This is a genomic window from Paraburkholderia sp. SIMBA_054, from assembly GCF_046534875.1.
Lineage (GTDB): Bacteria > Pseudomonadota > Gammaproteobacteria > Burkholderiales > Burkholderiaceae > Paraburkholderia > Paraburkholderia hospita.
Genome location: NZ_JAWRXV010001905.1, coordinates 1 through 228 on the forward strand (window position 1 = coordinate 1; position 228 = coordinate 228).

Annotated in this window: 1 protein-coding gene; it reads left to right on the plus strand. The window is 71.1% G+C overall.

Features of this window, described 5'->3' with window-relative positions; genetic code table 11:
• Positions 1-228, plus strand: a 228-nt coding sequence (locus SB822_RS61675) for an Hsp70 family protein (RefSeq protein ID WP_410859746.1), incomplete at both ends; no start/stop codon positions are given.

The window sequence follows — 228 nt, forward strand, 5'->3', positions numbered from 1 at the left end:
GCAAGAGTCGCGACGAAGGACGTCAAGGGCGTCCTGCGGCTGGGCGGCGCGACCCGCATGCGGGTGATTCGCCGCGCGGTCGAAGCATTCTTCGGCCAGCCGCCGCTGACCAATCTCAACCCGGACCAGGTCGTCGCGCTCGGCGCGGCGATCCAGGCCGATCTGCTCGCGGGCAACCGGGGCGCGGACGGCGACGACTGGCTGCTGCTCGACGTGATTCCGCTGTCG